The following is a 24,828-nucleotide window of genomic DNA, read 5'->3' on the forward strand; positions in this document are numbered from 1 at the left end:
GAACAGGCTGTGATGTTCCGAGTCCCCCCTTTACCCTCTAACGGTGCGGTCGCCGCGCCGGAACAGGACACGCCGCCGGCGGCGCTGGAAACCGAACATCTGCGGGTGCGCTACGGCAATCGGCTGGTCCTCGACGATATATCGCTGCGCATGGCCAAAGGGCGGATTACCGCGCTGATCGGCCCTTCCGGATGCGGCAAATCCACGCTGCTGCGCTGTTTTAACCGCATGAACGATCTGAGCGACGACTGTCACATCAGCGGCGCGGTGCGTTTACTGGGGCAGAATATCTATGAGGACGCACAGGAAGTGGTGGCGCTGCGCCGGCGGGTGGGCATGGTCTTTCAGCGGCCCAATCCGTTTCCCAAATCGATTTATGACAACGTCGTTTACGGCCTGCGGCTATTGGGCATCGGCGATCGCAGGCTGCTGGATGAAGCGGCGGAGCGGGCGCTGCGCGCGGCGGCGCTGTGGCATGAGGTTAAAGACCGCCTGCGGGAAAACGCGTTCAAGTTGTCCACCGGACAACAGCAGCGGCTGGTGATCGCCCGCGCGATCGCCATTGAGCCGGAAGTATTGTTGCTGGATGAGCCAACGTCGGCGCTGGATCCCATCTCCACGCTGACCATCGAAGAGCTAATGATATCGCTGAAGGCGCATTTCACCCTGGTGCTGGTGACGCATAACATGCAACAGGCGGCGCGCGTTTCCGACGACACCGCCTTTTTCCATCAGGGAACGCTGGTAGAGTTTGCCGCCACCGACCGGCTATTTACCGCGCCGACGCATCGCAAAACCGAGGAGTACATCACCGGCCGGCTGCGTTAACGGTCGCGGCGCAGCGACCAGAGGGCAAAACAGCGATGGCGCCGCTATGGCTGCTGCTGCGCATTGCTCAGGAACCCCATTCTCACCAGGTGCCCGTTGAGCCCGCGCCGCAGGCGCAGAGCGTGAGAGGGGGAGGGAATTTTATCCTCTCCCGCCCGTATGAGGCGCTGCCCCCCTCTCAATTGTCGCCAATCATCCGAGTGGTAACAGCATCGGTGGCACAGGGGCAGAAACGTCTTGATTGTCTGTTCGCGCCCACCGGCCAGCGGTTAATCCGCGGCGTAACCGGCGGCCGGCAGGGGCGCGCCGTCCAGCCAGGCGACGTTATCGCGCAGCGTTAGCCGACCCGCCAGCAGCCAGCCGACGACCAAGGGATAAATGGCATGTTCCTGGGCTTTTACCCGTTGCGCCAGTATCTGTTCATCGTCTCCCGCAAAAACCGGCACCCGCGCCTGTAGCACCACCGGGCCGCCGTCCAGTTCGTCGGTGACGAAATGCACGGAAGTGCCGTGTTCGGCATCGCCGTTGGCCAGCGCCTGGCGATGGGTATGTAAGCCGGGATAGCGCGGCAGCAACGAGGGATGCACGTTGAGCATCCGGCCGGCGTAGCGGGCGACAAAGGCGGTTGACAGAATACGCATATAACCGGCGAGCACGATAGCCTCCGGCCGGTAGCGGTCGATAAGGGCGCTGAGCGCCAAATCAAACGCTTCACGGCCGGCGAAATCCGCCGGGTTGAGCGATACCGCCTCGATACCCGCAGCCGCGGCGCGCGTTAGCCCGTAGGCGTCGGCGCGATGGCTGATGACCGCGGCGATGCGCGCCGCGATTTTGCCCTGCTGGCAGGCCTCGATAAGCGCCTGGAGGTTACTGCCTTCACCCGAGATCAGCACAACCAGGCGTTTCATCAGCGGATAATCACCTGTTGCTCGCCGTCGGCGGGCTGAATTTCGCCGAGTACCCAGGCGGTTTCACCCAGGCCGGCGAGTATGCCGAGCGCCTGTTTGGCGCTGGCCGCGGGAACGGCGATAACCATGCCGACGCCGCAGTTAAAGGTACGGTACATTTCATGGCGGCTGACGTTGCCGGCCTGCTGCAGCCAGCGGAATACCGCCGGCCACTGCCAGCTGTTTTCATCGATCACCGCCTGGGTACCGGCCGGCAGAACGCGCGGGATATTCTCCCAGAAGCCGCCGCCGGTCAAATGCGCGATCGCATGTACCTCGGTCTGCTCGATAAGGGAAAGCAGCGCTTTAACGTAAATGCGCGTCGGCGCCAGCAGGTGATCCGCCAGCGATTTGCCCTCAACCCGCGTCTGTTCGGGGTCGGTCTGGCTGAAGGATAAAATCTTGCGCACCAGCGAGTAACCGTTGGAATGGGGGCCGCTTGAGGCCAGCGCCAGCAGGGTATCGCCGGCCTGAACTTTGCTGCCGTCGATAATATCCGCTTTTTCCACAACGCCGACGCAAAAGCCGGCGACGTCATAATCTTCACCGTGATACATGCCCGGCATTTCCGCCGTTTCGCCGCCGACCAGCGCGCAGCCGGACTGCCGGCAACCCTCGGCAATGCCGGTTATCACCGCGGCCGCGGTATCGACGTCCAGCTTGCCGGTGGCATAATAATCGAGGAAAAACAAGGGCTCAGCGCCCTGAACCACCAGGTCGTTAACGCACATTGCCACCAAATCGATGCCGATGGTATCGTGGCGTTTTAAATCCATGGCCAGACGCAGTTTGGTCCCGACGCCGTCGGTGCCTGAAACCAGAATCGGCTCGCGGTATTTCTGCGGCAGCGCGCACAGCGCACCGAAGCCGCCCAGCCCGCCCATCACTTCCGGGCGTTTGGTCTGTTTCACAACACCTTTAATGCGGTCTACCAATGCGTTGCCGGCATCGATATCCACACCTGCGTCTTTGTAACTGAGAGAGGTTTTGTCGGTCACTGCAAGATCTCCACGGAGATAACCTGTTGCTTGGAATGGGGCGCCGCCAATTCTAACAGCGTGGGCAATCGTTTGCGAGAGCTGTTGCATTCGCGTCGACGTTTTTGTTGACTATAGTAAATTCCATATAAGGCTTGATCCTGATCAGGCAAATACGTATGGTGCGGCGCGAAAAAGGGGTTATAATCTCGCGATTTTTTTGGCCGTTCAGTAGCCTAGGGGAGAGATAACATGAAGGTCGTTGAGGTTAAGCACCCGCTGGTCAAACACAAGCTGGGGTTGATGCGCGCTCACGATATCAGTACCAAACGCTTTCGCGAATTGGCGTCGGAGGTGGGGAGCCTGTTGACCTATGTCGCCACCGCCGATATGGAAACCGAAACGGTAACCATCGAAGGCTGGTGCGGACCGGTTGAAATTGATCAAATCAAAGGAAAGAAAATCACCGTCGTACCTATCCTCCGCGCCGGCCTCGGCATGATGGATGGCGTACTGGAAAATCTCCCCAGCGCGCGCATCAGCGTAGTCGGCGTCTACCGTGACGAAACGACGCTGACGCCCGTGCCTTATTTCCATAAGCTGGTATCAAGTATCGACGAACGCATGGCGCTGGTGGTGGATCCGATGCTGGCGACCGGCGGCTCGATGATCGCCACCATCGATCTCTTGAAGAAGGCCGGCTGCCGCTGTATCAAAGTGTTGGTGCTGGTGGCGGCGCCCGAGGGCATTGCGGCGCTGGAAAAAGCACACCCCGACGTGGAGCTTTACACTGCGGCTATCGATAAGGGACTCAACGAAAAAGGCTATATCATGCCGGGCCTGGGTGACGCGGGCGATAAAATCTTTGGTACCAAATAATCCTAAACCGGCCAATGAGTCGGTTTTTTTTGACCCTGAATCTGAGGAAAGTCGCCATGACCCGTCGCGCCATCGGGGTGTCGGAACGCCCGCCGCTGCTGAAAACCATCCCGCTGAGTTTGCAGCACCTGTTCGCCATGTTTGGCGCCACGGTGCTGGTGCCGATTTTATTTAAAATCAATCCCGGCACCGTCCTGCTGTTTAACGGTATCGGCACCTTGCTGTACCTGTTTATCTGCAAGGGCAAAATCCCTGCCTATCTCGGCTCCAGCTTCGCTTTTATTTCGCCGGTGCTGCTGCTGTTGCCGCTCGGCTATGAGCTGGCGCTGGGGGGCTTTATCGCCTGCGGCGCGCTGTTTTGCCTGGTGGGCCTTATCGTCAAGAAGGCGGGAACCGGTTGGATCAACGTCATTTTTCCCCCCGCCGCGATGGGGGCGATAGTGGCGGTCATCGGCCTGGAGCTGGCCGGTGTCGCGGCCAATATGGCGGGTCTGCTGCCCAGCGCCGATGCGCCGGTGGACGCCACCACCGTGGTCATATCCATGGCCACCCTCGGCGTTACGGTGCTGGGGTCGGTATTGTTCCGCGGGTTTTTGGCCATCATCCCCATTCTCATTGGGGTGCTGGCGGGCTATGCGCTATCCGCCGCGCTCGGTATCGTGGATTTTTCGCCGGTGGCCGCTGCCCCCTGGTTCGCGCTGCCGACGTTTTACCATCCGCGCTTTGAATGGATGGCTATTCTGACTATCCTGCCGGCGGCGCTGGTGGTGATAGCCGAACATGTGGGGCACCTGGTGGTGACCGCCAATATTGTGCAGCGCGACTTATTGCGCGATCCGGGCCTGCACCGCTCGCTGTTCGCCAACGGCGCGTCAACCCTGCTGTCGGGCTTTTTTGGCTCGACGCCGAACACCACTTACGGTGAAAATATCGGCGTCATGGCGATAACCCGCGTTTACAGCACCTGGGTCATTGGCGGGGCGGCGATTCTGGCGATCGCGCTTTCCTGCGTCGGCAAGCTTGCGGCGGCGATCCAGGCGGTGCCGGTACCGGTGATGGGCGGCGTGTCGCTGCTGTTGTACGGCGTCATCGCCGCCTCCGGCATCCGGGTGCTAATCGAGTCGAAGGTCGATTATAACAAAGCGCAAAACCTGATTCTGACCTCGGTTATCCTGATTATCGGCGTCAGCGGCGCCAAAATTCATCTGGGCGCCGTCGAGTTGAAAGGTATGGCGCTGGCAACGGTGGTCGGTATCGCGCTTAGCCTGATATTCCGCGTTATCACGCTGCTGCGCGGCGAAGAGAAAATCCTCGAGCCCGATGAAGGCACGCCCTCCTGACGACCGCGCCGCGCCGTCCTCGCGGCGCGGTAAAGTTATGGTAAACTGGCAAAGATCTTTGCCAGAACGCAAGAGGTACATCTGAACACGCCGGCGCAGCTTTCTTTACCGCTCTATCTACCCGATGACGAGACCTTCGCCAGCTTTTATCCCGGCGAAAATGGCGCGCTGCTGGCGGCGCTACAGGAAATGCTGTCCCGCGAACACGGCAGTTACCTCTATTTTTGGTCACGCAAGGGGGGCGGCCGCAGCCATTTATTGCACGCCGCCTGCGCGGCGCTGTCGGCGCGCACCCAGGCGGTAGGCTATGTGCCGCTGGATAAACGCACCTGGTTCGTGCCTGAGGTGCTGGAAGGGATGGAGCAATTAGCGCTGGTGACCATCGATAATATCGAGTGTATCGTCGGCGATCCGCCGTGGGAAATGGCGATTTTCAATCTCTATAACCGCATTCAGGAAACCGGGCGCACCCGGCTTATCATTAGCGGCAATTGCCCGCCGCGCCAATTAAATCTCAGCCTGCCTGACCTGGCCTCCCGTTTGGATTGGGGGCAGATTTATCGTTTGCAGCCGCTCTCTGACGAAGAGAAGGGCGCGGCCCTGCAACTGCGGGCGAAGCTGCGTGGATTTGAGTTGCCGGAAGACGTCAGCCGCTTTTTGTTAAAACGATTGGAAAGGGATATGCGCACGCTGTCGGCGACGCTGGATCAGCTGGATCATGCGTCAATCCGCGCGCAGCGTAAACTGACCATTCCGTTCGTCAAAGCCATCTTGAATCTCTAAGGCTGTGACGCGCTTTAACCCTGAACGCCGCTTATCCTGGTCGCCAGTGCGGCGCGCCACCCGCGTGTCCCGCAGTAGGGCGCGGTTTAGCGGCGCGCGCCTTTCTCATACTGGGCGAAGCGCAGCTGCAACTGCCTAATCTGATCGATACGCGCGTCATAACGCGCCTGCTGTAGGCTGCCCAATTTGACCCGGCTACTGGCCTCGCTTAACGCCCGCACCGCTTGATCCAACTGCCCCGTTAGCGCCAGCCGTTCGGCGCGCGCCGCCAGCTCCTGATCCCCCAGACCCTGCCCGGCGCATGCCTGGGCCAGCAGATCCCAGCCGTTGGTGTCGTCAGGGTGGGAAAAGGTGTAGCGATTGAGGATCCGTATGGCGTCGCTATAGCGATGCCCCTCGACATAGGCGTTGGCGAGGTTGAGCAGCAGCACCGGGTTGGCATCGCGCTCATTGCCGCGCACCAGCGCCTCAAGCCGGCTGATGGCCTGTCCCGTCTGTTTTAGCGCCAGATCGATATCGGTCATCAAATCCACCAGCCAGATGTTGGACGGCTGCCGGGTTAACAAAGGTTGCAGCGACCGTTTGGCGTCGTCGTATTTTTTGGCCTGATAGAACAAAATCGCCTGGCCGTACTGCGCGGCCAACTGCCGGCGCGCGTTGCCTTTCTGCCAGGCGTCCAGCACATCGCTGCGCAGCACGTTGTCACTTGACCCGAACATCCCGAGCACGCGCGCCTTCGCCAGGTAAAAGTCCTGCGATGAGTCGATGGCGATGTGTTTCATCTGGTTGGCGCGGTTACGGGTATCCGCCAGCCGGCTCAGCGGCAAGGGGTGGGTTTGCAGCATCTCCGGCGGCGCGGTGGAGTAGCGGTTCTGGTCCGCCAGCTTCTGCAAGAAGGTCGGCATCGCCTGCGGGTCAAAGCCGGCGCGTTGCAGCACCTGCAAACCAATGCGATCCGCTTCCTGCTCGTTGGCCTGCGTGAAGCTGATGTTACCCTGGGCGGCGCCGGCGATGGTGCCGGAGAGTGCGGCCATACCCAATTGCGGATTGGCCATGGTCAATAGAATGGAGCCCAGCGCGCCGACCCAGGTCAACGGCGCGTTGCGTCGCTGATCTTCCATGGCGCGCGCCAGATGACGCTGGGTCACATGCGACAGTTCGTGGGCCATGACCGACGCCAGTTCGCTCTCATTGTCGGTATAGTTAAACAGCGCCGAATGCAGCACTACGTTGCCGCCGAAAAAAGCGAACGCGTTAAGCTCGCTGCTGCGCAGCAGGAAAAAATGGAAGGGCGTGCGTACCGAGTTGGCATGGGCCACCAGTGTCCCGCCCAAATGATTGATATATTGATCTAACAGCGGATCGTTGATAATCGGAGCGCCGCCGCGCAGCTGGCGCACGAAGTAATCCCCCATTTGCATCTCTTCGCCGATGCTTAGGGTGCTACCGGCGGTGGTGCCCATATCCGGTAGATTGTCCTGGATTTCATCAGCCTGCGCCGGGAATGCGCCGACGAACGCGGTCAGCAACAGCGCGATAAAGCTTTTTTTCAACCGAGTAACCATAGTTAACCCATGTTGCCGGCGGCGGCCGGCCGTCATCCCACGCCGCCGCCCGCGCCGTCGTGAGGGCGCGCCGGCCTGCGCGGCGGGCTGCGTTCAGACGCTTTTCAGATAGGCCAGCACGATATCATGGTGATTGCTGGTTTTGAAATCGTCGAACACTTTTTCGATGGCGCCATCGACACCCACCAGGAAACTGATGCGGTGAATACCATCATAGGTTTTGCCCATAAAGCTCTTCTCGCCCCAGACGCCGAACTGGCCGGCGACCTGATGGTCTTCATCGGAGAGCAAGGTGAAATTCAGCAGCTCTTTTTCGGCGAAGCGGGATAGCTTCTCGGGTTTGTCGGTACTGATGCCCAAGACTTCCACCCCGGCCTTTTTCAGGTCGTCCATGTTATCGCGCAACCCGCACGCTTGTACGGTACAGCCTGGCGTCATCGCTTTGGGATAAAAGTAGACCAACACTCTTTGTCCCTGGAAGTCGGTAAGGCTGATGAGTTCACCGTCCTGATCGGGCAGGCTAAATTGTGGTGCTATATCACCGGCTTTCAGTGGCGTCATTGCAATACTCCGTCTCTTTCCTGATGCTGTGGATGATTGATAACTCTAATACTGCCTTGCGCATGCAGTTCTGTACAGAGTTGATGAAACCTCTGTTCAATCAGCAGAACCTGACCCCCGGCCGGACCGTGCGCGGTCATCGAGAGCGTCAGCCGCGGCGGCGATTGCGGGCGTGCCGGCTGCGTTTTCGACGCCAGCTCCGCCAAGGTCATCTGATGGCTATCAAACAAATCGGTATAACGCTCAATGATGTGGGGAGAGTCATCCACCTCCACCGTGACCCACACCGTCGTCGGCGTCGCCGGCTGCTCTTGGGCGTTGGTGCGCTTCATGACAATCAATAAATCCAGCTCGGCCCCTTTCAGCGGCAGGGTAGATTCAATTTGCGCGATGGCGTTCCACCCGCCGGAAAGCAGCATAATAAAGGTAAATTCCTCGCCCAGCATGGCGAGTCGGCTATCTTCGATATTGCAGCCGCAGCTGCTGACGTGGCGGGTAATGGTATTGACAATGCCAGGCCGGTCTGTGCCCAGAGCGGTGATAACCAGATAATGTTGCTGTAACGGTGGCAAAATGGCGCTTCCTGTCCGGCGGGTTGTGATTTACATGGTAACCCTAAAAAAAACCTGCTGCCAAGGGCTTACCGGGCCGATGTTTGCTTGCTTTTGGATAGGTGACAAAAGTACCATGAATAACCTGTTTGTGGAGGGATGGTCAATGTTTACGGGAAGCATAGTTGCACTGGTTACTCCGATGGACGAAAAGGGCGCCATCGACCGGGTCAGTCTGAAAAAATTAATCGATTATCATGTCGCCAGCGGTACCGCAGCCATCGTGGCCGTGGGAACGACCGGCGAAACGTCTACCCTCAGCCATGAAGAGCATGGCGATGTGGTGATGTGGACCCTTGAGCTTAGCGACGGGCGCGTTCCCGTTATCGCGGGCACCGGTGCCAACTCTACCTCCGAGGCCGTATCGCTGACTCGCCGCTTCAACGACAGCGGCGTCGTGGGATGCCTTAGCGTCACGCCCTACTACAACCGTCCGAGTCAGGAAGGGTTGTTCCAGCACTTTAAAGCCATTGCCGAAAGCAGCGATTTGCCGCAGATCCTGTACAATGTGCCGGCGCGCACCGGCTGCGATATGCTGCCGCCGACCGTCGCCCGCCTGGCGGAAATCAAAAATATTATCGGTATTAAGGAAGCGACGGGGAACTTAAGCCGCGTTAGCCAGATCCAAGAGCTGGTCAATGCCGATTTCCTGCTGCTAAGCGGCGACGACGCCAGCGCATTGGACTTCATGCAACTCGGCGGCAAAGGGGTGATTTCCGTGACGGCGAACGTGGCCGCGAAGGAAATGGCGCAGCTTTGCGCGCTGGCGGCCGACGGCAATTACGCTGATGCGCGCCGTCTGAATCAGCGCCTGATGCCGCTGCATCAGAAATTATTCTTTGAACCCAGCCCCATACCGGTTAAATGGGCTTGTAAAGCATTGGGATTAATGGCGACCGATACCCTGCGCCTGCCGATGACGCCCCTGACCGAGGCGGGCAGCCGCGTGGTGAGACAGGCGTTAACGGATGCGGGTTTGCTGTAACTCTTAGGGAGATTTAATGGCTTATTCAATGCAAAAGTCGCGGGTAGCGAAAGGGGTAGGCGTCACGCTTATCGTGCTGCTCGCGGCCTGTACCAGCGATCAGCGCTATAAACGTCAGGTAAACGGCAATGAAGAGTACCTGAAAGCACCGTCGCTGCACGCGCTTTCCAGTCCTTCCGGTATGATTCTGCCCCTGCAGAACGGCGACTATGAGATTCCCGCCGTCACGCGCAATGGCGCCGTGGGCAAAGGGCTGGACATCCGCCCCCCCGCGCAGCCGCTGGCGTTGCTGAACGGTTCCCGCTCGCAATATTCCGGCAACAGCGCCGTTATCCAGCTGGAGAACAGCGCGCAAAGCCGCGATCTATGGTCGCAGGTAGCGGCGGTAGTGCAAAGCAAGGGCTATCCCATCGCCTCACGTCAGGACGCGCAGCAGAGCTTGAATACCGATTGGATCCTCTGGAGCCGCGCGGATGAAGACGAACAGTACAGCGGCCGTTACCAGATAAGCCTGGCGACGCAGGGCTATCAGACTTCGCTGCAGGTGACCTCGCTGGGTTTGCGGCAGCAGGATAAGCCGGTGACCAACCCCGCGCTGGTGCAGCGCTATACCGTCGAGATGCTCAACAGCGTCGCGAGCGGGCTTCAACAGCTTAACGACGAGCGCGCCAACCGTATCGCGCAGGGCGAAACCGCCGATCTGAGCGTGCAAAGCGGCGCCGACGAAAGCGGGCTGCCGCTGTTGGTGGTGCGCTCGCCGTACAATGCCGTGTGGACCCATCTGCCGGCGGCGCTCTCGCGTATCGGCATGAAGGTCAAGGACAGCAGCCGCCCGCTCGGTACCGTCTCGGTGACCTATGACGCCCCGGGAAGCGGTACCTGGGACGATTTAGGCGCCAAAGATCCGGATTTGCGCAACGGCGACTATAAACTGCAGGTCGGCGACCTCGGCAACCGCAGCACGCTGCAGTTCACCGACCCGAAAGGACATACCCTGACCCAGTCGCAAAATGACGCGCTGGTGGCGGTGTTCCAGGCGGCATTCAGCCAGTCATCTACCCGTTAATCAACAGGGGGCCTCGGCCCCCTTTTTTACCTGTATTACAGCGTTATCTGCCACTGGAGTATGTAAAGATGCAAAAGTTAGCTGAGTTGTATCGCGGCAAAGCGAAAACGGTCTATACCACCGAGGATCCGGATTTGCTGATCCTGACCTTCCGCAACGATACGTCAGCGCTGGACGGTCAGCGTATCGAGCAATTCGAGCGCAAGGGCATGATCAACAATAAGTTCAATTATTTCATCATGACCAAATTGGCCGAGGCCGGCATTCCGACCCAGATCGTGCGCCTGCTTTCCGATAATGAGGTGCTGGTGAAAAAGCTGGCGATGGTGCCCGTGGAATGCGTTGTGCGCAACCGCGCCGCCGGTTCGCTGGTGAAGCGCTTGGGCGTGGAAGAAGGGCTGGTGTTGAATCCGCCGCTGTTCGATCTGTTTTTGAAAAACGACGCCATGCACGATCCGATGATAAACGACTCCTATTGCACCACCTTCGGCTGGGTCAGTGAACACCACCTGGCGCGCATGAAGCAATTGACCTATCAGGCCAACGATGTGCTGAGCAAAATTTTTGACGATGCCGGGCTTATTCTGGTGGACTTCAAGCTGGAATTCGGCCTATTCAACGGCGAAATTGTGCTGGGGGATGAGTTTTCCCCTGACGGCAGCCGTTTATGGGACAAAAACACCCTGGATAAAATGGATAAAGACCGCTTCCGTCAGAGCCTGGGCGGCGTCATCGAAGCCTATGAGGAAGTCGCCAAGCGTATCGGCGTGTCGTTGGACTAACCGCGCAATCGTTTACCTGGCGCCGCGGCGGCCTGCCGTTTGTCCGGGGTTATATGCTATCCTCATTATTCTATGAAAATAGTTTAAATGGGGATGACGATGCGTTGGCAAGGCGGTCGCGAAAGCAATAATGTGGAAGACAGGCGCGGGCAGTCATCCGGTCTCGGCGGCGGCGGCTTCAGGCTGCCGATTCGCGGTAAGGGCGGTATCGTACTGCTGATTGTGGTGGTGGTGGCGGGTTATTATGGCGTTGATCTCACGCCGCTGCTTACCGGCGGCCAGTCAAGTTCGCCGGCGACCTCGCAAACGCGCGTCAGCGCCAATGACGATGAAGCGGCCAAGTTTACCGCGGTGATCCTCGGCTATACCGAAGATACCTGGCAGCAGATTTTCCAGCAGATGGGCAAGACCTATCAACCGCCGAAGCTGGTGATGTATCGCGGCGCGACGCGTACCGGCTGCGGTACCGGCCAATCGGTGATGGGGCCGTTCTATTGCCCGACGGACAGTACGGTGTATATCGACTTATCGTTTTATGACGATATGAAAAATAAGCTCGGCGCCGGCGGCGATTTCGCCCAGGGTTATGTTGTCGCTCACGAAGTGGGGCATCACGTCCAAAAACTGCTCGGCATTGAAAGTCAGGTGCGACAACTTCAACAGGGCGCGCCGGAAAAAACCGTGAATCAGCTGTCGGTGAAGCTGGAGCTACAGGCGGATTGTTTCGCCGGCGTATGGGGCCACAGCATGCAGCAGCGGCAGATCCTGGATGAACAAGACCCCCAGGAAGCGCTGAATGCCGCGCAGGCTATCGGCGACGACCGTTTGCAGCAGCGCGGACAAGGTAGAGTCGTGCCGGACAGTTTTACCCATGGCACCTCCCAGCAGCGTTATAGCTGGTTTAAACGCGGATTCGACAGCGGCGATATCAAGCAGTGTGATACGTTCGCCAGTCGCTAAGTTATTGTTCAGGGACAGTGTATGAATTTTTCCGATCCGACGCTGCTGATCCTGCTGGGTCTGGCGGCGCTCGGTATTATTAGCCACAACAACACCGTGACGGTGGCGATCCTGGTGTTATTAATTATTCGCCTTACGCCGATGGAACAGTATTTCCCCTGGGTGGAAAAGCAGGGATTGACCATCGGTATTATTATTCTCACCATCGGCGTACTGGCGCCCGTCGCCAGCGGCACGCTGTCCGCGTCTACCGTACTGCACTCCTTTTTGCATTGGAAATCGCTGCTGGCGATTGTGATCGGTGTGGTAGTGTCCTGGCTGGGCGGCCGCGGCGTCTCATTGATGTCCAGCCAGCCCTCCGTGGTCGCCGGGTTGCTGGTGGGCACGGTGCTCGGGGTCGCGCTGTTTCGCGGCGTGCCGGTGGGGCCGCTGATAGCCGCGGGGTTGCTCTCTCTGCTTGTGGGCAAAACCTGAGGTGACGGCGTCGCGGCCGTCCTGGCTGGCCAGCGTGCATCATGAAACGGCGGCGATGCGGCGTGCCGGCGTGCGGCGCTTGTTGGTCATAAGCGGCGAGCCCGGCTGGTGCTCTTGGCAGGCGGCGACGCTCTGCGATGCCCTGGCAGGGGATTGGCTGTGGGTGGGTGAGCAAAGCGAACGCGGTGTCGGCTGCCGCCCGGCGGCGCTGAAGACCCTACTCGGTCGCGAGTTCTTGCATGCGGTATTCGACGCCCGCCAGGCGCTGTCGGTGGATGCGCTGGCGGCGCTGGCCGGTACGTTGGTGGCCGGCAGCTGGCTGGTGCTGCTGGTGCCGCCCTGGTCGCGCTGGCCTCGTGTGCCCGACGGCGATTCGCTGCGCTGGAGTGAACAGCCGCAGCCGATCGCCACCCCGTGTTTTACCCGCTATTTTCGCGCTTCGCTGTTGGCGGACCCGGCGGTGGCGCTGCTGCGCCAGAACCGCGCGCCGCAGCTCACGCCCCTCCCGTCCCGCCCGCCTTGGCAGGCGCCCGTCCCCGGCCGGCCCACCGCCGATCAGCGCCGGCTATTACGCCGGTTGACCCAGGCCGAGCCCGGCATCTATATCATGATTGCGCCGCGCGGACGCGGTAAATCGGCGCTGGCCGGGATGTTCGCCCATAAACTGGCCGATGCCTGCTGTATCACCGCTCCCGCCAAAGCCGCCGTGGACGTTCTGCGGCGTTACGCGGGGCCCGACGCCCCTTTTTTTGCCCCCGATGCGCTGCTGGCCCGCTGTCGAGAGGGAGCAAGGGCGCGCTGGCTACTGGTTGACGAGGCCGCCGCGCTGCCGTTACCGCTGCTGCGTCAGCTGATGGGGTATTTTTCCCACGTGCTGTTGACCACGACCGTCGCGGGGTATGAAGGCACCGGGCGCGGTTTTTTGTTGAAGTTTTGCGATGGGTTGCCGCGCTGGCATCCGCTGGTCCTCGATGCGCCGTTGCGCTGGTCGATAAACGATCCGCTGGAGCGCTGGCTGACGCAGACATTGTTGCTGGAGGATGCTGATGCGCAGATCATTGCCGCCGAACCTGCGCCGCCGGACGCGGATCGCGTCGCCGCCCGCGTGGCGCCTCAGGATAGCGCCATGGGGTCAACACCGCCTGCCGTCGCTGTGGCATCGGCACCCTCGTCTGCCCCCGGCTTTACATCGGCGGTCCGCACGGGATCCCGGGCGGTGTCAGGGGAGAATCCGTCTGCGCGTGGCATCATGGACGACCGGTGCGCGGCGCGATGGCGCATCGACAGAGTAGGGGCGCTGACGTGGCGGCGCCAGCCTGCGGCGCGGCAGGCGTTTTACCGGTTGCTTACCCGCGCCCATTACCGCACTTCCCCCATCGACCTGCGCCGTTTAATGGACGCGCCCGGCATGTCGTTTTTTACCGCCCATCAGCACGGTGACATGATGGGGGGGTTATGGCTGGTGGAGGAAGGGGGATTAACGCCGCGCCTGGCGCATGCTGTCTGGGCAGGCTATCGCCGGCCGCCCGGGAGTCTGGTAGCGCAGTCGCTGGCGGCGCACGGGAATCTGTGGCGGGCGCCGCGGCTGCGCTCCCGTCGCATCAGCCGTATCGCCGTGGCGCCGGCGGCGCGCCGTCACGGCATGGGGCTGGCAATGATTGACCAGGCGGCGCGGCAGGCCGCCAGGGACGAGCGCGATTTTCTCTCGGTTAGTTTTGGCTATACCGCCGCGCTATGGCATTTTTGGCGGCGGGCGGGCTTTCAACTGGTGCGCATGGGGACGCACCGGGAAGCCAGCAGCGGTCTGTATAGCGCCATGGCGCTGCTGCCCCTGAGCGACGCGGGGCGCGAGTTGACGCGGCGCGCGGCGGAAGGCTTCGAGCGCGATGGCCGCCTGGCGGCCGGCGAGCAACAGCCGCTCGCTCTGGAGGACTGGCGCTGTCTGGCGGGTTTTGCCTTCGCTCAGCGGCCGCCGGAAGCCTGCCGCAGCGCGCTTATTCGCCTCATCCGCCACAGCACGCTGCCGCTGCCGGCGCTGCGCCTGTGGCTAACGCAACCGCTGCCGGACGAGGCGCTGGCGGCGCATTTGGCGCTCAGCGGGAAAAAAGCGCTGTGGCGACGCTGGCGGCAGGAAACGGCGGCGGCAATGACGGCGGTAGACGCGCGCTTAACGCGCCGCTGGCGATGTTTTAGCCAGCAGCCGACGCGCTAAGGAAAGGTTATTTTTTCTTCGGCCAGTCATCTTCCTCGTCCCATTGCGCGTTGTTGTCCCGGTGCGGGGGCAACTCGGGACGATTTTTCAGGTAGCTGGTCGCATCCACCCGGCGCAGCGCTTTCACGCCGCCTATCAACATGCCTGCCAGAACTAATAACACTACCCACCAATAATCCGCTAACCATCCCATAGACTTACTCCTTATCGATATTATCAATGTAGCGCTGGAAGATATCGTCCAGCCGCGGCGCCAGCCACCCACTGCCCGCCACGTCCTGGCCTTGCCAGGCCTCCAGCAGCACGGCGGGCGTCAGCAGCAGCGCGGCGCGGTCCGCCAGCGGCCGGTAGCTGATGTGCCAGGGCTCCACCGCCACGCCGCCGCGAGCGCGCGCATAGGGGCGGTAGAAGCCGTATTCGCCCAGATGCCGGTCAAGCCAGCGGGTGAGCGAGGCGAAACAGCCGCCGGGCAAATACTCCTCGGGCGTAAGCTGCAATTGCGCGCCGGGAGGCAGTAAATCGGGATCAAAGATATCCAGATCGGTACCCCAGTGGTGGCGGCTGGCGCCCGGCAACGCCGACCAGCGCAGGATGGCCTCGCAGCGTGGCCCTGTTGCCAGACTCAGCGCCTCCAGCGGCCGGCTAAAGTGATCCAATAATGGCCGCTGACCGTGAAATTTGCCATTCCAGATGCGCAATTGGCGGTCAAAGTCACGAAAACTGCTGGCCGGGCGCAGGGAGAACCCCGCTTGTGTCGCCGCTTGCTGCAACCGCGCGAAAGCCGTCGCAGCAAGCGGCTGTAGCCGATGACCCGTTTCCAGCGGGATCAAATGCCGGTCGGTGCGGCCGGTCACCGCCAGGGTATCCATCATAGAACCAATTGTTCCATGATGCGCTGGTACATCCGGCTCAGCAGCTGTAAATCGGCGGCGCTTACGCACTCGTTGACTTTATGGATGGTGGCGTTGACCGGGCCGAGCTCCACCACCTGCGCGCCCATGCGGGCGATGAACCGGCCATCGGAGGTGCCGCCGGTGGTTTCCAGGCGCGGCGTTAACTCCTGATAGTGCTCCACCGCGCGCACCGCTGCGTCCACCAGCTCGCCGCGCGCGGTCAGGAACGGCTGGCCGGATAGCGACCAGTCAATGCGATAGCGCAGCCCATGTTGCTGCATCAATGCTTCTACCCGCTGACGAAGGGTGGCGTCAGAGAGCTCGGTACTGAAACGAAAGTTGAATTGCACCTGTAGCTCGCCGGGAATGACATTGTTGCTGCCGGTTCCGGCATGAATATTGGCGATTTGCATCGTCGTGGGCGGGAAAAATTCATTGCCCTCGTCCCACCGGGTTGCCACCAGTTCCTTCAGCGCGCCCATCGCGCGATGCACGGGGTTCTCCGCCAGATGCGGATAGGCGACATGACCCTGTACGCCCTCCACCACCATATTGGCGGTGAGCGAGCCGCGCCGGCCGTTTTTGATGATATCACCGACCTGACGGCTGCTGGATGGCTCACCCACCAGGCAATAGTCCAGCCGTTCCTGACGGGCCATCAACGCTTCCACCACTTTGACCGTGCCGTCGCGCGCGTCGGCTTCCTCATCGGAGGTGATCAGAAACGCCAGCCGGCCCTGATGATGCGGATGTTGAGCGACAAACCGTTCGGCGGCCACCACCATGGCGGCCAGCGACCCTTTCATATCCGCCGCGCCGCGGCCGTAGAGCAGGCCATCACGTAACGTCGGCTCGAACGGCGGGTTATCCCAATGTTGTGTCTCGCCGGTCGGCACCACATCGGTATGGCCGGCGAAGGCCAGGGTGGGGCCCTCGCCGCGCCAGGCCCAGATGTTAAGGGTGTCGCCGAACGGCATCGGTTCGATGGTGAAACCCAGCGCCCGCAGGCGCGCCGCTATGATCGCCTGGCAGCCGGCGTCATCAGGGCTTAAGGAGGGGCGTTTGATTAATTGCTGCGCGAGTTCCAATACGGGACAAGACATGTCAGACCTCGCTGGCGGTAATCTGCTGATAATCTTGCGAAGAGAACCCCAGCAGCAGACGGCCATCCGCCATTTGCAACAGGGGACGCTTGATGATGGCCGGTTGGCTGAGCATTAGCGCCGCCGCGCCGCGCGCGTTGCCGGCCTCGACACGCTGTTGGTCGCTGAGTTTGCGCCAGGTGGTGCCGCGGGTGTTAAGCAGCGGTTGCCAACCCAGGCGGTCGATGAAGCGCTGCAAAAGGATGGCGTCAAGGCCATCGGCGCGGTAATCGTGAAAGCGGTAGGGCACCTGCCGTTCGTCGAGCCAGCGGCGGGCTTTTTTTACCGTATCGCAGTTTTTGATGCCATACAGCGTGGCGATGGGGTGCTGTAAATCGTTGGACATACCTAAAGCTACCTTAAGCGGGAAAGGAGGCGCCTGACGGCTCTCTCTAACGGCCGACCAGGGCAACACAAGGCTCCATGATGAGGGAAAAAGAGCGCGGGATCCAGCGTCGTGGCACGCTTGTGCGGTGGGCGTCGGGGCGAAGGTTGCCCCGCAGGTGCCGCGGCCGGTTGACGGGATTACGACGGGACAGTGCGGCTGTTAGCGTACGATGGTCGGGTTGTCGGTTGCCCATCGTGCCCATGGCCGGGGTAATGGCTGGCGCGTTGAGTGTTTTACCCAAGCGATAGCGCCCAAAAGCCGCTGGGTTGTAAAAGCGGCTATGGGTATGGCCGGCGTCACGCTGCGGTTAACGATCAGCCATTGCTAATCTTAATAATATAAATAAATAATAGATTTAATGATTATTATAACGGCCAACATGTACCCGACGTTTATTACGCCAAGGGACAGCGATGAATAGAGCGAAATGATGAGAGCGGCTTATGAATAATCGCCGTCGGCGCTGGCCCGGATAAACGCCTGGCTGAAGCGTTGGTGTGGCGGCTCAAATCCTGGCGCATTCTGCCGGATCTGCGCTGCCGCGCAGGTGACAACTGACATCCGTCCGACGCACCAACGGCGGCGCGACCACGGCGTTAATATCCTCGGTTAACAAGTGTTAATACAATTAACAGATATCTTATCAAATATATGTCATCTATTTTACTTTCACTGAATATAGCCCCATAGCACCCGGTTTTGGTGCCGATTCATTTCTATTTCCGTGTGATGGATCTTATTTTTAGTGCCCTTAAGGGTGTTATTAACCATCGTCTATCGGTATAATGCAACCAGAATAAAGATGAGGTGGTTATGTTAGATAAAGAATTAGGCAATTGGAAAGATTTTATAGAAGCGATGCTCCGCAACCAGCAGCAGCCTGTGCCGGTAAGCGCTTAAGAATAACGGAGATGTTGAATAGACAGTGGCCGATTGAATTTTGTTATCCCTTAGCAGCCTGTAGGCATTGATGCCCCCCGGTCGTCCTGCACCGGTTCAGTTGCCCCTATTATAGGGTAGGCATCCGCTTCTCTGCATTTAATTCGTCACGTTGCCACGTTTGCCAGATTAATTCAGGGCCTGCTTTTCGTTCGCCAGCCAGCGGTATGCGTTCGCGCGCCGTGAGGGCCTGCCGGTCCAGGGCGTGTTAGCAACGCATACCTAATAGCCGATTGAGCGTCATGAGCAGGGCGATGATCTGGATTGTACCCAGACGCTGGGCGATGCTCCCGCGTTGTTATTCGAGGTGCCGGCGGCAATTCTGGCGCCCGCCACCGCCCTTCACCGCCGCGCCGGGAATGACCCCGTCACTTAGAGCCTGTCTTTGGCCCGGCGTTCAGCGCGCCGCGCCGGCATTCAAGTTTGTCGCGGATGTTACGGGTGTGGCTCGGTATCCGTGCTATCAACGGCGGTCGTCGACACGGCCGGCGGAGTGCCGGGCGTCAACGGGAAACGCCGCCTGATTAACACGTAAAACAGCGGGATAAAAAAGATCGCCAGGAAAGTGGCGCTTAGCATACCGCCGATGACGCCGGTACCCACCGCATGCTGGCTGGCGGAGCCGGCGCCCTGACTGCTGGCCATCGGCAATACGCCGAAAACGAACGCCAGCGACGTCATCACTATTGGCCGTAAACGCATGCGCGCCGCCTCAAGGGTCGCCTCCATCAGCGCCATGCCGCGCGTGTGCAGCTCATTGGCGAACTCAACAATCAGAATAGCGTTCTTGGCCGAGAGGCCGATGACCGTTAATAGCCCCACTTGGAAATAAACGTCATTGTCCAGGCCGCGGAACCAGGTCGCCACCAGCGCGCCCAGCACGCCCAATGGAACCACCAGCATGACCGAGAACGGGATCGACCAGCTTTCGTACAGCGCCGCCAGACATAGGAACACCACCAGCAGCGAGATGGCATACAGCGCCGGCGCTTGGGCGCCCGATAACCGCTCTTGATAAGACATGGCGGTCCATTCCAACCCCAGTACGCCAGGCAATTGGCGCACCAGTTTCTCCATCTCGTCCATTGCGGCGCCGCTGCTGACGCCCGGGGCCGCCTCGCCGACGATCTCAAGCGACGCATAACCGTTGTAGCGTTCCAAACGTGGCGCACCGTATTCCCAGCGCGAACTGGCAAAGGCCGAGAAGGGAACCATACTGCCGCTGCTGTTGCGGACATACCAGCGATAGATATCCTGCGGCAGCATGCGATATTTTGCCGCCGCCTGAACATAGACGCGTTTGACCCGCCCGCGATCGAGGAAGTCATTAACGTAACTGGAGCCCCAGGCGGTTTGCAGCGTATCGTTGATATCATCCACCGACACCCCGAGCGCCTGCGCCTTGCGCTGATCAATATCGATCTGCAACTGCGGGCTATCATCCAGGCCGTTATGCCGGACACGGGTAAGTAACGGGGAATTCGTTGCGGCCGTTAACAGTTGGTCCCGGGCCGCCATCAGTGCGTCATGGCCGATGCCGCTATGATCCTCCAGCATCAAATCAAAGCCGGCGGCATTGCCCAACCCCGAGATGGCCGCCGGGTTATTGGCCAGCACCTTCGCCTCGGGGATCTTGTTAAAGGCTTTAGTCGCGCGTTCGATAATGGCAAAGGATGAGCGGTCGGCGCTCGCGCGGTCCTCCCAGTTTTTCAGCCGGATGAACAGGCGCGCCACGTTCTGGCCGTTGCCGCCGGGACCGGCGCCCACCGTGGAAAATACCGACAGCACATTATCCTTTTCCTGGGTCATGAAATAGTTCTCGACCTTCTCAACCACTTTCAATGTCTGTTGTTGGGTGGAGCCGACCGGCAATTGCACTTGCGCCATAAAGACGCCGCGATCTTCGTCGGGCAAAAACGAGGTGGGCAAATGGATAAACATCCATGCCATGACGCCAATCAGCAGCGCATAAAGCAGCAACCAGCGGGTAGCGCGCTGTATCACGCCGGCCACGCCGCGCTTATAGCGCAGGGCGCTTTGGTTGAAACAGCGGTTGAACCAGCCGAAAAAGCCGCGTCGGCCGTGATGCTGACCGGCGGGCTGGGGTTTAAGCAGCGTGGCGCACAAGGCGGGCGTCAGGATCATCGCCACCAATACCGACAGCACCATCGCCGCCACGATAGTCACGGAAAACTGGCGATAAATGGCGCCGGTGGTGCCGCCGAAAAACGCCATCGGCACAAACACCGCCGAAAGCACCATTGCGATGCCCACCAGCGCGCCCTGGATCTGGCCCATGGATTTGCGTGTCGCCTCGCGCGGCGACAGCCCCTCCTCGCTCATCACCCGTTCGACGTTCTCCACCACGACGATGGCATCGTCCACCAAAAGGCCGATAGCCAGCACCATGGCGAACATGGTGAGGGTATTAATACTGAAATTAAACAAATAGAGCACCGCAAAGGTGCCCAACAGTACCACCGGGACGGCGATAGTGGGGATAAGCGTGGCGCGAAAGTTTTGCAAAAACAGGTACATCACCAAAAACACCAACACAATGGCTTCACACAGCGTTTTCACCACATCGCGGATCGAGGCGCTAACGAACGGGGCGGTTTCGTAGGCGATTTTCGCCTCCAGACCGTGGGGAAAGAACGGCTCCAGCTCCGCGATTTTCTTTTTCACCGCCAGATTGGTTTCCAATTCATTGGCGCCGGAGGCCAATTTGATGCCCATACCCGACGCGGCCATGCCGTTGTAGCGCGTCAAATAGTCATAGTTTTCCGATCCCAGTTCCACGGTCGCGACATCGCCCAGGGTGATATACGAACCGTCCTGATTAACGCGCAGCGTAATGGCGCGGAATTGATCCGGCGTTTCAAGCTGCGCTTGGGCATTGATAGTGGCGTTAAGGGCCTGATTGTCCACCGCGGGGGTGCCGCCGAGCTGGCCGACCGCTACCTGGCTGTTCTGCGCCTCGATGGCCGACACCACATCATCGGTAGTCAAACCGTAGTTATTCATTTGATCGGGGTTGAGCCAGATACGCATCGCATACTGCGAGCCGTAGGCATCGATACTGCCGACGCCGCTGACCCGGCTTACCGGATCCTGTACGTGGCTAACCACATAGTCGGCGATGTCCTGCTTATCCATGGATCCATCGGTCGAGACGAAAGCCACCATCATCAAATTGGTGTCGCCGGTTTTGCTTACGGTTACGCCCTGGCTTTGTACCGCCTGCGGCAAGCGGCGCTGCGCGGCCTGCAATTGATTTTGTACCTGCTGCATGGCTTCATTGGGATCGGTGCCCGCCAAAAAGGTCAGCGTGGTGGTGGCGCGGCCGGTATTGGTACTTTGCGAGGCCATATACAACAGATTATCGAGGCCGGTCATATTCTGTTCGATAATCTGGGTAACGGTATTTTCCAGCGTTTGCGCAGAAGCGCCGGGATAATTGGACGAAATACGGATCGTCGGCGGCGCCAGCCGGGGATATTGCTCAATCGGCAGCGATATGATGGCCATCACGCCAGTCAGGCAGACAATAATTGCCAGCACCCAGGCAAAAATAGGGCGATCAACAAAAAAATTAGCCATCCAGTCATAACCTCAAGGCAATAGCTTATCGGGTCGGCGCTACGCGACCCTTCGCACAGGTGCCCTGTACTTTACCCGTCTGTTACGGATAAAACGTGGAGAAATAAAGGAGATATTGTAAAAAACTGATCCCTTAGACTGGCCTGACGCCGCGGGGCGTATTAGGTTATGATCATTTTTACGCGATTCTCCTGAAACCACCATCGGAAAGATTATGTCTTTTAAGATTAAAATCATTGAAAATACGTTGTTATCTCAGCATTGGTTTGTGCTGCGCAAAATTGTCTACGATCTGATGAAAAAAGACGGCGGCAGCCAGCGTCAGATGCGAGAAGTGTACGACCGCGGCAACGGTGCGACAATATTGCTGTATCACCGCGGCAAAAACAGCGTGGTGTTAATCCGCCAGTTCCGCATGCCGACCTATATCAATGGCAATGCCGACGGTATGTTGATTGAAACCTGTGCCGGCCTGCTGGACGATGACTCTCCCGAGGAGTGTATCAGACGCGAAGCGATGGAGGAGACCGGCTTTGCGGTGGGCGAAGTGGAAAAACTGTTTTCGGCCTATATGTCCCCAGGCGGCGTGACCGAGCTGGTACATTTCTTTGCCGCCGAATATGACGATACGTCGCGCCGCAACGCCGGCGGCGGGGTTGAGGATGAGGTTATCGAGGTTATCGAGATGCCTTTCCCGCAAGCGTTGGCGATGGTGCGCGATGGACGCATCTGCGATGGCAAAACGATTATGTTATTGCAGCAGGCCCAGCTTCGCGGCTGGTTGACGGCGGCCGAGTAACGGCCGCGCGCAAAAAATGCCCGGCGCACGGAGAGCGGCAGCCGGCGGGCTAGTGCATTTCACGATAGCGCCGATCGCGATGCTCAAAAATCAAACGGACAATCTGATCATGCCCCTGCGATAAGGCGCACATCGCAGGGGTTAAGCCGGCATGGTTGATTCTATCGACGTCAATGTCCGCCGCCCGCAATAATCGCCGGACCATCGCCGTCTTACCGTTGCTGGCCGCGATGTGCAGGGGGCTGTCTCCCGCCAGGTTCACCGCGTTAACCGCCGCGCCGTGTTGTGCCAGCAGATCCACCACGTAGGATAATCGTCGCTGCTGCATCGCCAGATGCAGCGCGGTGTTGCCCTGAGCGTCGCGTAACGCGGCGTCCGTCGCCGGATGAGCCAGGATATTACGATGCAGCGCCGGATTTTTCTTGCTTATTGCTATCATTAACGCCGTCATCCCGTTCTGATCTTGGCGGTTAACGTCGGTGCGGGCGTCGCTAAGCAGCAATGCTTGCCTGTCCACCTTACCGTTTCGGGTAGCGCACATCAGCGGCGAGGCGCCGTACATATCAGCGCAATTGACGTCAATATCTTCTCGGCAAATCAAGGCGGCCATCGTGGCGGCGCGGCCGGAATCCGTGGCCAACCACAGCGCGGTGCGATGTTGCGGGTTGACGCTATTCACATCGATGCCCGTCACGTTGAGCAGGACCTGGCACAGCCTAATGTCAACCTGATGTACCGCATACATTAACGGCGTCCAGCCCCGTTCATCCTGAAGATTACTATCCACGCTGCCGCGGGCGGCGATCGCTTGCACGACAGCGTGATTGCCCGACAGGACGCCCAGATGCAGCAGCGTTTCCCGGTTCGGTGTGACCACCGTGAGACTGGCGTTATGGTTGAGCAAGGCGTCGACCGCTTCCGCGCGCCCGTTGCGCACGGCATGTTGCAGCGCGGTGAGGTGATGAGCATCCGGCGCGTCGATCGCCGGGTTATTGCGCAGCCAGGCGTTAACGCAGGGGATGTCTCCCTGCTCGGCGGCTTCCGACAGGGTAAGGGGAAGGGGGGCAGGTGGGGTATGCCGTGCGCCGGTATACTCGGCACGACAGCGCGAGGCCCCGACGGGTGGCGGGGTGACTGGTGAAAACAGCCGCGTTTCCTCAAGGCGGTGCATTGTCGGCAGTCGTTTCGTACGCCGGATGGGACGCTTGAGCTGGTCCTCAACATGGGCCGGCCGGGGAGTGGAATCAGGGTGAGGCAATCTCGAGCTGGCGCAGGCCGGCTGCCGGGCTAACGCTGAGCGATGCGACCCCTTTGGCGCTCTGGTGAAGAGTGATCCGGGGGCTAAATTGCCGGGCAGGGGCTGCGACGACGGCGCGATACGCGTACCGCGAAGCGCGCCCACGCCCCGCGCGTCACGCGTTTGCGGCATTGAACGGGGTTCGGGGACGGCGATTACGGCGCTAAGTTGGTTCAGTAGCAACAGTCCCACGAATACCATCGGTATCGGGCGCGACGGCAATGCATCCCCACACCGGGTATTAGGACGATGAGGCGTTTGGCGGCGGTAATGGGACGGGAGCGGTGGGCGCAGATGATGCATCCCAATATGGCGACGATAGGAAGGTAATTCATTCGACATATATCCTCCTATTAACATTCCCTGTTATTTGCATGATGAAGTATCTCGGGAGCATGAACGTCAGGGCACTATATCCCAGTTTTCATTCCCGCTGATGAATTAACTTTTTTCTGATGGCGGTCAACGACGCCTTCGGCGAAAATAATCACGCTGGCGAGAAATGAAAATACATTGACCGGCGAGATCGGCTGCGACGGCAGGCCAAAGCCCGCCGTCCGCCGCGCCAGGTCACCCCTGGCGCGGCCAGGGAACACCCTGGGTGGAGAAGCGCTAGAAGCGCCGCGGAATATTTACCTTATTCAAGGGTGAGAGTAAATGAAAGTTGAATGATGGCCGCACAATAGGAATGCCGCCACGCTTTATTGTTTATCGTGCGTGAAATAAGCGTGCATACCGCGAAGGTTTATTATTATTTCTTGCTCAACGGGCGCCAACGCGAATAATACCTTAGGGTGCGG

At 59.7% G+C, this 24,828-nt stretch carries 23 protein-coding genes; 12 read left to right on the plus strand and 11 right to left on the minus strand.

All coding sequences use genetic code 11. The features are described from left to right. Positions 1–12 precede the first annotated feature (12 nt). Entirely contained in the window at positions 13–828 is an 816-nt protein-coding gene (gene pstB, locus SANT_RS06030) for a phosphate ABC transporter ATP-binding protein PstB (RefSeq protein WP_025421404.1), read from the plus strand. A 269-nt stretch (positions 829–1,097) separates the two neighbouring features. On the opposite strand, the gene purN is transcribed toward pstB, so the two are convergent. Continuing rightward, positions 1,098–1,736 (minus strand): phosphoribosylglycinamide formyltransferase, encoded by a 639-nt coding sequence (gene purN, locus SANT_RS06035; protein WP_025421405.1) that lies wholly within the window; start codon positions 1,734–1,736, stop codon positions 1,098–1,100. Continuing rightward, complete coding sequence (gene purM, locus SANT_RS06040) at positions 1,736–2,773, minus strand: phosphoribosylformylglycinamidine cyclo-ligase (RefSeq protein ID WP_025421406.1); 1,038 nt, start codon at positions 2,771–2,773, stop codon at positions 1,736–1,738. Before purM ends, purN begins: the two co-directional genes overlap by 1 nt. A 231-nt stretch (positions 2,774–3,004) precedes the next feature. Here purM and upp point away from each other — a divergent pair, with 231 nt between their 5' ends. The 3 genes from upp to hda are packed head-to-tail and all read left to right on the plus strand — an operon-like array spanning position 3,005 to position 5,754. After that, positions 3,005–3,631 (plus strand): uracil phosphoribosyltransferase, encoded by a 627-nt coding sequence (gene upp / locus SANT_RS06045; RefSeq protein WP_025421407.1) that lies wholly within the window; start codon positions 3,005–3,007, stop codon positions 3,629–3,631. 56 nt (positions 3,632–3,687) lie between these two features. Beyond that, on the plus strand, positions 3,688–4,971 hold the full coding sequence (gene uraA / locus SANT_RS06050) for a uracil permease (protein WP_025421408.1): 1,284 nt from the start codon (positions 3,688–3,690) through the stop codon (positions 4,969–4,971). 54 nt (positions 4,972–5,025) lie between these two features. Further along, complete coding sequence (hda, locus tag SANT_RS06055; RefSeq protein WP_038668300.1) at positions 5,026–5,754, plus strand: DnaA inactivator Hda; 729 nt, start codon at positions 5,026–5,028, stop codon at positions 5,752–5,754. 86 nt (positions 5,755–5,840) lie between these two features. Here the strand turns inward: hda and SANT_RS06060 are convergent, their stop codons facing one another. From SANT_RS06060 to SANT_RS06070, 3 genes are all read right to left on the minus strand, one after another. Further along, a complete protein-coding gene (locus SANT_RS06060) occupies positions 5,841–7,319 on the minus strand; it encodes a tetratricopeptide repeat protein (protein WP_025421409.1) in 1,479 nt (492 codons plus the stop codon). Between the two features lie 93 nt (positions 7,320–7,412). Next, on the minus strand, positions 7,413–7,880 hold the full coding sequence (bcp, locus tag SANT_RS06065) for a thioredoxin-dependent thiol peroxidase (protein WP_025421410.1): 468 nt from the start codon (positions 7,878–7,880) through the stop codon (positions 7,413–7,415). Next, a complete protein-coding gene (locus tag SANT_RS06070; protein ID WP_025421411.1) occupies positions 7,877–8,452 on the minus strand; it encodes a glycine cleavage system transcriptional repressor in 576 nt (191 codons plus the stop codon). The genes bcp and SANT_RS06070 overlap by 4 nt, the downstream gene beginning before the upstream one ends. A gap of 145 nt (positions 8,453–8,597) precedes the next feature. Here SANT_RS06070 and dapA point away from each other — a divergent pair, with 145 nt between their 5' ends. The 6 genes from dapA to SANT_RS06100 all read left to right on the plus strand — a co-directional run bounded on the left by dapA (position 8,598) and on the right by SANT_RS06100 (position 14,970). Beyond that, a complete protein-coding gene (gene dapA / locus SANT_RS06075) occupies positions 8,598–9,476 on the plus strand; it encodes a 4-hydroxy-tetrahydrodipicolinate synthase (RefSeq protein ID WP_025421412.1) in 879 nt (292 codons plus the stop codon). Positions 9,477–9,492: 16 nt separating this feature from the next. After that, a complete protein-coding gene (gene bamC, locus SANT_RS06080; protein WP_025421413.1) occupies positions 9,493–10,542 on the plus strand; it encodes an outer membrane protein assembly factor BamC in 1,050 nt (349 codons plus the stop codon). A gap of 68 nt (positions 10,543–10,610) precedes the next feature. Beyond that, entirely contained in the window at positions 10,611–11,324 is a 714-nt protein-coding gene (gene purC, locus SANT_RS06085) for a phosphoribosylaminoimidazolesuccinocarboxamide synthase (protein WP_025421414.1), read from the plus strand. Between the two features lie 99 nt (positions 11,325–11,423). Beyond that, positions 11,424–12,284 (plus strand): neutral zinc metallopeptidase, encoded by an 861-nt coding sequence (locus tag SANT_RS06090; protein ID WP_025421415.1) that lies wholly within the window; start codon positions 11,424–11,426, stop codon positions 12,282–12,284. A gap of 21 nt (positions 12,285–12,305) precedes the next feature. Then, positions 12,306–12,758, plus strand: coding sequence for a DUF441 domain-containing protein (locus tag SANT_RS06095; RefSeq protein WP_025421416.1), 453 nt, complete (start codon positions 12,306–12,308; stop codon positions 12,756–12,758). Next, on the plus strand, positions 12,742–14,970 hold the full coding sequence (locus SANT_RS06100) for a tRNA(Met) cytidine acetyltransferase TmcA (protein ID WP_148296246.1): 2,229 nt from the start codon (positions 12,742–12,744) through the stop codon (positions 14,968–14,970). The genes SANT_RS06095 and SANT_RS06100 overlap by 17 nt, the downstream gene beginning before the upstream one ends. 7 nt (positions 14,971–14,977) lie before the next feature. On the opposite strand, the gene SANT_RS06105 is transcribed toward SANT_RS06100, so the two are convergent. The 4 genes from SANT_RS06105 to SANT_RS06120 are packed head-to-tail and all read right to left on the minus strand — an operon-like array spanning position 14,978 to position 17,351. Continuing rightward, positions 14,978–15,163 (minus strand): YpfN family protein, encoded by a 186-nt coding sequence (locus SANT_RS06105; protein ID WP_025421418.1) that lies wholly within the window; start codon positions 15,161–15,163, stop codon positions 14,978–14,980. A 4-nt stretch (positions 15,164–15,167) separates the two neighbouring features. Further along, positions 15,168–15,842 carry a M15 family metallopeptidase gene (locus tag SANT_RS06110; protein ID WP_025421419.1) on the minus strand — a complete coding sequence of 225 codons (675 nt, stop codon included), beginning with the start codon at positions 15,840–15,842 and terminating at the stop codon, positions 15,168–15,170. After that, positions 15,839–16,966: a succinyl-diaminopimelate desuccinylase gene (dapE, locus tag SANT_RS06115; RefSeq protein WP_025421420.1), complete on the minus strand. Its 1,128-nt coding sequence runs from the start codon at positions 16,964–16,966 to the stop codon at positions 15,839–15,841. The genes SANT_RS06110 and dapE overlap by 4 nt, the downstream gene beginning before the upstream one ends. A 1-nt stretch (position 16,967) precedes the next feature. Further along, positions 16,968–17,351, minus strand: a complete 384-nt coding sequence (locus tag SANT_RS06120) for an ArsC family reductase (protein ID WP_025421421.1) — start codon at positions 17,349–17,351, stop codon at positions 16,968–16,970. 855 nt (positions 17,352–18,206) lie between these two features. Here SANT_RS06120 and ypfM point away from each other — a divergent pair. Next, a complete protein-coding gene (gene ypfM, locus SANT_RS24035; RefSeq protein ID WP_148296347.1) occupies positions 18,207–18,293 on the plus strand; it encodes a protein YpfM in 87 nt (28 codons plus the stop codon). Between the two features lie 474 nt (positions 18,294–18,767). On the opposite strand, the gene acrD is transcribed toward ypfM, so the two are convergent. After that, positions 18,768–21,932 carry a multidrug efflux RND transporter permease AcrD gene (gene acrD, locus SANT_RS06125; protein ID WP_025421422.1) on the minus strand — a complete coding sequence of 1,055 codons (3,165 nt, stop codon included), beginning with the start codon at positions 21,930–21,932 and terminating at the stop codon, positions 18,768–18,770. Positions 21,933–22,146: 214 nt separating this feature from the next. On the opposite strand from acrD, the gene nudK reads away from it, so the two are divergent. After that, the gene (gene nudK, locus SANT_RS06130; protein ID WP_025421423.1) at positions 22,147–22,731 is read left to right on the plus strand and encodes a GDP-mannose pyrophosphatase NudK; all 585 of its coding nucleotides are present in this window, start codon (positions 22,147–22,149) and stop codon (positions 22,729–22,731) included. A 49-nt stretch (positions 22,732–22,780) separates the two neighbouring features. Here the strand turns inward: nudK and SANT_RS06135 are convergent, their stop codons facing one another. Then, a complete protein-coding gene (locus SANT_RS06135; RefSeq protein ID WP_158500148.1) occupies positions 22,781–24,370 on the minus strand; it encodes an ankyrin repeat domain-containing protein in 1,590 nt (529 codons plus the stop codon). Positions 24,371–24,828 lie beyond the last annotated feature (458 nt).

Origin of the sequence: Sodalis praecaptivus (assembly GCF_000517425.1) — a bacterium.
GTDB classification, from domain to species: Bacteria; Pseudomonadota; Gammaproteobacteria; order Enterobacterales; family Enterobacteriaceae; genus Sodalis_A; species Sodalis_A praecaptivus.